This is a genomic window from Bacillus sp. OTU2372, from assembly GCF_038440275.1.
GTDB classification, from domain to species: Bacteria; Bacillota; Bacilli; order Bacillales; family Cytobacillaceae; genus Neobacillus; species Neobacillus bataviensis_B.
On the sequence record NZ_JASATK010000052.1, the window covers coordinates 1 to 7,910 of the forward strand.

Consider the following 7,910-nt stretch of genomic DNA (forward strand, 5'->3'; position numbering starts at 1 on the left):
TGCTGACCTTATAATACGAAGGGCAGGATAGTCGGAGAAGAAAATAGATATACAGAACAAGTATACATTTTTTCAATAATACAATAGGGGGTACGGCCGAGATACTTTCTAAAATTGGATTATAATTCTAAAACGAACCCATATCCAAGATAATATACGTTCTACCCTATGGCATGGCGGTCTTATCCTTCGAAAAACCTGCGATGACGCTGGAAGTTCTCAAAGATAAGATGTCTTATCTTTGAACAACGGACTGTACGGAAGTAACCACAAATCCAAGCGTTAAGCGGTCATTATGTACATTTGGATATACCATCCAGCCTATTTCCTAATTTAAAACATATATCGGCTGAACCCCCATAGTGGACATCAGCCGATTACCATACTTTTTAGGTAACAATACGCGTCACTTCGAACCGATTTCTTCCTGTCTGTATAATTGCAAACTGGCTGTATGAAGTGCCAGAAGAAGTATATGGTGTCGCTGCAAAATCTCCATCTGGTGTTCTAACGGTTGCGGTGATCCTTGTTATCAAGCACACTCCACGGCTATTAGTCCAAGTCGTATTAGGAGTAACAGTGTAATTGTCGTCGCGACAAAAGGCTGACAAGTACTCAACGCGTCCAGACGCAATGAATTGCGTTGAGTTAGTAATCGAAACATCTGGGTAAGCGTAAGCCATTCCATTGGCAGGATCATCATGATTAAAGCGTCTTTTTTTATTGTGATTCGACATTTAATTCACCTCCTTAATAATCTCAATATATTTTATTCAAATTACTTGAAGGAGTTTGGACAAACTTACTGATATAAAAGACGAAATTTCGAAAGAATTCTAGATAACACTACAAGGATATAGAAAAAATCCTGTTCTTTATGAAATTGATACTTATAAGAATTGTTTGCCTGAATACCAAAACGAATTGGACTAATTCACAAACTCATTTTGAGTTAGTGAACAATTTGAATACATTATGCAGTAGTCTATTCAACAATCGGTCGCTTTTCTCTAGTAAGAAGGCATCTTTTTGATATGCCCCTACACATTAAGTGATTAGATTTTGTTAAGGTAAAAAAGGATTGTGAAGGTTTTCACTTTAGCTAACGGGTAGCGTAAGTTTAGAGTCGTTATTAATATTTTAAAATAGATGCATGTCCGTTTCAGATCTATTCATTTATTCATATCCTAGTAATACTAGGGAGGAGATGAATAGATGTGTCAAATGATGAATTAATTTGTCAGGAGTTTGCTAGAATTATCGGCGGGCAAGAAGGGTTCGCGGGTGGAAAATGCGTGGCAACCATAAATCGAAATGAAATAAAAGCAATAATTTTAGGAAAACGTTTCAGAGTAACCTCTTCTTTCTCATTTGAATCAAGGGATAATCTGACTGGACGAGCATTGTGCTTAGGTAGGGTAGCACTCTTACAAAGAGAAGTCGAGAATTTTGTTGCTTCCATTCTTAAACAAGGAATAACAGTTTCATCCGTACACAATGAGTGGTTTTTTGATGATCCTAATTTGATTTACGTTAATATCGAAGCTGTTGACGATCCTTTAATTTTTGCAAGGAAGGTTAGAAGAGCGTTAAGGAGTTAACGGGTGTAAGAGTTGAAAATCAATGAATTGATCTTCAGCTCTTTTTTCTTATTCAGCTACCGTGGCAGTTTAGTGAAAGAAGAAAGACCGTCATAGACGGTCCCTGGTTGTTGAGAGTTTCTCGTTAAATCTGGTATATATCACTCTCCTATTTTGTTATTATTTAAAACATCGAGCTTACTTGAAATCTCTTTAAGTACATCATTTCGTTCTTTTTGAGCTTTTATAAGGCTTACAGCAAACCAAATTGTAAATCCAATTACTGCTAAATAGATAAGAATTAAAAATATCGGTAATATAGCTAATGATGCATTCACTAGTTAACCTCCAGCGCTTTATTTATGGATGCCCTTAAGATAAAAGAAAAATAAAATAAATAATCCCAAAGGATAATAATATTTATTTATTCACAGTTCGATTTTTATATGCAATGAAAATAAGTTGTTTGTTAAACTAACTCGGATGCAAGAGGTGAAAATTAGGATTGCTATAGCAATCCATTTTATTGCACTAACTGGGCAGTTTAGCATTCCTGTAGATCGCTATTTTTCGACTTTGAAAAAAATAGGGTTCCTCCTAAAGAAATGAGTACAGACACCACTCTAACTCACAACTTTAGGAGGAACCCTACTATGAAGTTTAAAATGCAAAACAAACAAGATCAACTAATAGAAAGAATTTCCGTTAAACATCTCGTTGTCGGTGTGGACATTGCTTAAAAATTTCATGTAGCATGAGCTGTTAATTTCCGTAGAATTGTTGTCGGAGATCCACTTACATTCAAAATAATGAAGAAGGATTTGCTGGTTTATTAAAATGGATTAAAAATCTTCAAAATTAAATAACCTAGATGAAGTTATAATTGGGATGGAACCTACTGGACATTACTGGATCAATCTTTTAAAATGGCTTTCAAATCAAAATATTGAAGTAGTAACGGTAAATCAAAAATTTATTAAAAAAGAATAAAGAAAATCGTGATAATACTCAATCAAAAAATGATAAAAAAGATGCTTTAGTAATCGCTGATATGGTGAAGAACGGTTACTACTCTGAGGTTAGATACACATCAGAACCTTTCGAAAAATTAAGGGTTCTTATGTCTAACCGTGATGTAGTCGTTAAACGACTTGTTAGCTCTATTAATCAATTAAATCGGTGGGTTGATATTGTGTAAAGATATTAAGGCTAAAGGGGCAATTCGCAACCCTTCGTCTATTTCCATCTCCCCTAGAATTGGTGAATTTACAGCCTCATGAGGTTATAGAAGGTTGGAAATCAATAATGAAGAGACAACCTGGATTAAAAAAGGCCCTTTTACTTCTTCAGGTAGCCAAGAAATCTGTTGGCACAAGACAAGCACTTGATGCTTATAAATTTCATTTGGGACAATTATTAGAAGAATATGATTTAGCTGTAACACAACTTGAAAGAGTTGAGGAACAAGTTACTGATGCATTAAATAAAATCCCTTTCGCTAAGAAATTACTTTCCATTAAGGGAATTAGTGAGATTTCCTTAGCTTGCATATTAGGTGAAGCTGGTGATTTAAGCGGTTTTTCTCAAGGAAATTCTTTACTTCGCCATGCAGGATTGCACCTAGCTGAGGCAAGTTCAGGTAGTGAAAAGGTCAAATCGCCATTTCTAAACGTGGAAGATCGAGATTACGGAGATTCCTCTATTTGGTGACAATGAGCCTTGTGATGAATAACGCAGAATTCAAAGCGATTCACTCCAATAATGTTAAAGTTAAAAAAATGAAGAAGATGAAATCAATTATGAAATTGATAGGAAAGCTTGCCCGTATATTTGTTGGAATAGCCAAACGAAATGAATCCTATTCTCCAGCAAAATTACAACTTTTAAATTCCATGGCAGCATAAGAAATAATAGTTTCTAAACACTTCTCCTCAAAGGGGATATTAAGCTATAAGTATCGAATGTTGGCTTATTCGTAGGATTTCAAATATGTACGGAGTACCAGATTTCTTCAACATAAGGGCTCGGACCCATCAGGTTAGCAAAACTGGCCTCCACCCCTTGGATAGGCATGAACGAAGGAATGATAGGGCAATTGAACCGTTGAGACATGGGAGGGAAAGCCTCCAGGGGCGGCGTGGAGTATGTGCATAATATGGTAAAATATGGAGTAATTACATACTCCTCTATTTAACTATGTCTTCACGAAGCCATAATGATCTGAACTCATTCAATTTACCGTTTCACCTAACCGTAAGGTTATGAAATCCTGCGAATAAGCGAGCATTCGAGAGCAAATCGTATTAAACTGAGGGAGTCGAAGAAGGAATAACTACTTTAGGTTGGAATTATCCATTAAATTAAAAATATACCCCTCACTAATGAGGGGTATATTTTATTTATCTTTTGCAAGTTCTCTTCTATTGGGAGCAAGTGGCGGCTGTTCTAACCACTTGTTTTTCACCATAATATCAAACCAGTTTTTGGTAATTGCTAATGCTTTTAGAATTGCTTTTTCATAAACTATACCTAGGTCTGTTCGCATGGCTGATGCTAGACCTGTCCCGTAGTATACTTGTGCAGTTTGAACCAAGAAACCCATATGATACATCATTAATTTATCTGAAAAAGGAGAGTCTTTTGACATTGTAACCTCTGATTCCCACGACATTGGAATTGGCAAATTATCCTTGTGCATAATTTTTGAAAGGGCTTGTATGTTTTCATCTGCCGCTTTTTCTAATTCCTCAAAAAACTTTCTTACTTCTTTCGATTCAGTGACTTGACTGAATCCGATTGAAAGAGTTTTTGCCATAATGCTCTTTTTAATGTTAAGAGAAAGACTGATTAATTCTGTAGCAGATAAAAGTCTCCCTTTTCCGAAGAATCCATCTGCAAAATCTTTAGTAGAAATAAATTCAGGGCTCTCGTTTGGATAAAAATAGGGGTCTCTTTGGAATTTTCCTTTTTTAAGCAATAACTCAATGGTTAAATCGTACATTCTTTTTGCATCATTATCACATGAATTGTAAAATTCCCGTAAGTCCTTTCTGACAGAAACACTTAAAGCAGTTGTATGACCCAACAAACCATTTATAGTCATAATATGTAAATAATTTAAGCAGAATGTGTCAGAAAACAATCTCTCTGCACTCTTATTAAGGTCGGACTCAGTAAATCCGATGGGAACTGGAAATCCCTCTTTCTCAATGAAGGAAACAAGCTGCTTCTTTTGCTTTTCCCATGTCTCAATGGCTATTTCAAAAACTTTTTTTATTGATTCGTCTTCCAAAATAGAAATCATATACCTATTTACGATCTCGGTCATTGTTCCGTTTACATACTCCCCCCATAGTGTTCCTATTTCGGAAGATGTAAGTTTTAAATTATCATATTCCAATTGTTCTCACCTCTTTAGTATTTTTTACTAATACAGAAAAGGTATGCATTTCTTTGGAATTAAACCTTTTAAATGATTAGTTGAGTAGTTTCTTGTTGAACTACGGGTAGCGATACTTCATTACGGATGATCGCTTTTTCTTCTTCAATTAACAGGGGAGTTTACTTTAATAAGTACAATATTTCTGTATGGGAAATCAAACAAAAAAATCTTCCAAGACGGAAGATTTTTTTATTTTAAATTGGGAAATCCTTGCTGGCGCAAAGCCTCATATACCAAAATAGCAGCTGTATTTGAAAGGTTCAGTGATCGAATATTATCATTCATGGGTATTCTCAAAAAGTGATCTTTATTTTTTTTAAGTAAATCTTTTGGTAAACCGGTTGTTTCTTTTCCAAACATAAAATAATGTTCTTTTGATACATCACTGAAATCAAAGGATGAATGTGGTTTTTCACCAAACGTCTCAATATAGTAAAACTCACCTTGATTTTTTGAAAAAAAGTCATCTAATGAGTCATAATACGTTATGTTTACAAGATGCCAGAAATCTAAACCAGATTGTTTTATCATCTTTTCATCTGTTGAAAAGCCAAGTGGTCGGATTAAATGCAAGGCTGTTTCCGTTGCGGCACAAGTACGTGCGATATTTGCGGTATTAGCCGGAATTTCAGGTTGATATAGTACAACATGTATTGCCAAGAATGGTCACCTCTATCTTTATTTTACCCTCCAAATTATAGCATACAGATTGTGAAGATATGTAATTACGCTTATGGGAGCAAGAGTGAAAAAAGCAACGCATCTCGACTGCCTTGCTATTTTATTTCTAAAAATACTTCCTATAAAATTCCTGTCTTAGTTGCGTATAAATCCGGGTAAGAATAACATCGAGAGGTGCACCATTATTCAATAAATGGGTTGCATAGCTGTGCCTGAGGTGGTAGGGATGAATTGGACCTGTTTCACGAAATTGAACGTCAGTTCTGATTAAGCTATAGGGCAGAGAACAAGTAATAGAAATCTGATGTAATAATATGGTATCGTTAATTTAATTGTTTACAATACTTAGTAAAGGCGGTGTTTAGTTGAAGGACAAGCTAGAATATAGAGAGAACTGGAAAAGGTTTATTATTTTTACACTATTGGTTGGTTTAAATGTTGGCATTTTTTCAGTTATCTCTGATAATCTACCTGATTTAAATAATGGTGTAACGGTTTTCGAATTCATAATTTCATATCTGGCGGTAATGACTAATTCCTTACCAATATGGTTTATTGTTGCAATGTTTGTCGGCTACCTATTTGCAGATAACATAAAGGATGCTTCGATACTTGGAGCTATATATACAATTTCTGCAATTACGTATTACTTCGTGATCGGACATTTTTATACGGATTCGGCCATATCAGTTTCACTTAAAGAACAGGCAGTGACATATGCGACTTGGTATGGAGCATCAGCTATCGGAGGCATCCTTGGTGGAATAGTGGGATATTTAATAAAAAAAACACCATTTTCACTACTGACTTTACTTTTAGGGTTGTTCTTACAGTTATTCGTAAATGGTAAAAGCAGCTGGAGCGATATTGTTGGTATTGCACAAAATATTACCTATTATGTAATGATTGTAAGCATTATTATTTATATAGGGATTGAGAAGAGAAAAATGAAAGAGGATCATAGTTTAGATTGTGAGGAAATGTAATTAAATTAACGGGGGCATACGTATAAAATTATTATCAAAAGGTGATCTAATAATGAGTATTCAAGTTAAATTGAAAGATATTATTGACGAAATGGAAGTGCAGATTGAAGAATCACGTTCATTACTAAATATTAAAACCGGTGAGATATTGTCAGTGACAACAGAGGACTTAAGAGCAGCTGAAGACGAACAACCGTTTGATCATTTACCTGAATGGGAACGTGAGAATAGAATGGTTGCAATTGATGTGGTTGAAAACTTTGAAAATTATATAGAATTACCTACTAAATATGATGTGAATGAATATGAGATAATGGAAAACTTTTGCCTAACTGTAAGTGATCAACGACAGCAGGAATCCCTAACTAGGGCAATTAAGGGAAAAGGTGCCTTTAGAAGATTTAAGGACAAAATTATCGATTTTGGAATAGAAAACAAATGGTATTCATACCGGGATGAGTGTTTTAAACAAATTGCGATTGAATGGTGTCGGGAAAATGAGGTAGATTTTATTGAATAGAAAGACAGGAGGTTGTTGCTAAACAAATTGGCAAACAGCTTTTCTTATTGAAGTAAAGAGGAAGGTTAGTTGAACAACAATATCATAAATAGAGGATTTTTAGCATTGGTAAAGAAAGAGTAAATAATAAGTAGTGAGGGGATGAAGAAAATTTGGAAGTAAGTAACCATATTATTCAGTTAAAGTCATGGGAAGTTAAAGACCTTGATTTACTTTTTCGGATAAACGCTCCAGAAATGATGCAGCATCTTGGAGGTCCAGAAAGTAAAGAGCAGATTTTGAAACGACATAAACGATATCTTGAGCTTGGTAATAGAGGACGGATGTTCAGTATTATATTGTTGCCAGAATTAAAAGCAGTAGGTTCTGTAGGATATTGGCAAACTACTTGGAATAATGAAAGTGTATATGAAACTGGATGGAGCGTTCTACCCTCCTATCAAGGGAAAGGAATAGCTACAAAAGCAGTAAAGCTAGCAATAGAAGAAGCTTCTAGTGAGAACAAATTTAAATACATTTACGCATTCCCATCTGTTGATAATCCTGCTTCTAATTCAATTTGTCGGAAACTTGACTTTCAATTTATCTCTGAGTGCGAATTTGAATATCCTCCTGGAAACTTAATGCAATGCAATAATTGGCGTTACAACTTAATCGAACAATAGATGATTTTTCAGATTAAATACTTTGTGAAGAAATGT

At 34.8% G+C, this 7,910-nt stretch carries 8 protein-coding genes and 1 pseudogene; 6 read left to right on the forward strand and 3 right to left on the reverse strand.

Translation table 11 applies throughout. The features are described from left to right. Positions 1–459: 459 nt before the first annotated feature. On the forward strand, positions 460–585 hold the full coding sequence (locus tag AAHB15_RS29675) for a hypothetical protein (protein WP_261380768.1): 126 nt from the start codon (positions 460–462) through the stop codon (positions 583–585). A gap of 632 nt (positions 586–1,217) precedes the next feature. Continuing rightward, positions 1,218–1,601, forward strand: a complete 384-nt coding sequence (locus AAHB15_RS29680) for a DUF1259 domain-containing protein (RefSeq protein WP_342043876.1) — start codon at positions 1,218–1,220, stop codon at positions 1,599–1,601. A 140-nt stretch (positions 1,602–1,741) separates the two neighbouring features. On the opposite strand, the gene AAHB15_RS29685 is transcribed toward AAHB15_RS29680, so the two are convergent. Continuing rightward, on the reverse strand, positions 1,742–1,918 hold the full coding sequence (locus AAHB15_RS29685; RefSeq protein WP_335574745.1) for a hypothetical protein: 177 nt from the start codon (positions 1,916–1,918) through the stop codon (positions 1,742–1,744). A gap of 315 nt (positions 1,919–2,233) precedes the next feature. On the opposite strand from AAHB15_RS29685, the pseudogene AAHB15_RS29690 reads away from it, so the two are divergent. Next, positions 2,234–3,484 (forward strand): annotated as a pseudogene (locus tag AAHB15_RS29690) (IS110 family transposase). A gap of 491 nt (positions 3,485–3,975) precedes the next feature. Here AAHB15_RS29690 and AAHB15_RS29695 read toward each other — a convergent pair. Beyond that, on the reverse strand, positions 3,976–4,980 hold the full coding sequence (locus AAHB15_RS29695) for a DUF3231 family protein (RefSeq protein ID WP_342043877.1): 1,005 nt from the start codon (positions 4,978–4,980) through the stop codon (positions 3,976–3,978). A 231-nt stretch (positions 4,981–5,211) separates the two neighbouring features. Next, on the reverse strand, positions 5,212–5,682 hold the full coding sequence (gene trmL / locus AAHB15_RS29700; RefSeq protein WP_335574743.1) for a tRNA (uridine(34)/cytosine(34)/5-carboxymethylaminomethyluridine(34)-2'-O)-methyltransferase TrmL: 471 nt from the start codon (positions 5,680–5,682) through the stop codon (positions 5,212–5,214). 386 nt (positions 5,683–6,068) lie between these two features. On the opposite strand from trmL, the gene AAHB15_RS29705 reads away from it, so the two are divergent. From AAHB15_RS29705 to AAHB15_RS29715, 3 genes are all read left to right on the forward strand, one after another. Further along, a complete protein-coding gene (locus AAHB15_RS29705) occupies positions 6,069–6,689 on the forward strand; it encodes a hypothetical protein (RefSeq protein ID WP_342043878.1) in 621 nt (206 codons plus the stop codon). 52 nt (positions 6,690–6,741) lie between these two features. Then, a complete protein-coding gene (locus tag AAHB15_RS29710) occupies positions 6,742–7,209 on the forward strand; it encodes a UPF0158 family protein (protein WP_342043879.1) in 468 nt (155 codons plus the stop codon). A gap of 152 nt (positions 7,210–7,361) precedes the next feature. Next, entirely contained in the window at positions 7,362–7,874 is a 513-nt protein-coding gene (locus AAHB15_RS29715; protein WP_342043880.1) for a GNAT family N-acetyltransferase, read from the forward strand. Positions 7,875–7,910: the final 36 nt, after the last annotated feature.

Excerpts from the sequence above, each read along its gene's own strand:
- AAHB15_RS29710 (WP_342043879.1), top strand. The coding sequence starts at position 6,742 with ATGAGTATTCAAGTTAAATTGAAAGATATTATTGACGAAATGGAAGTG.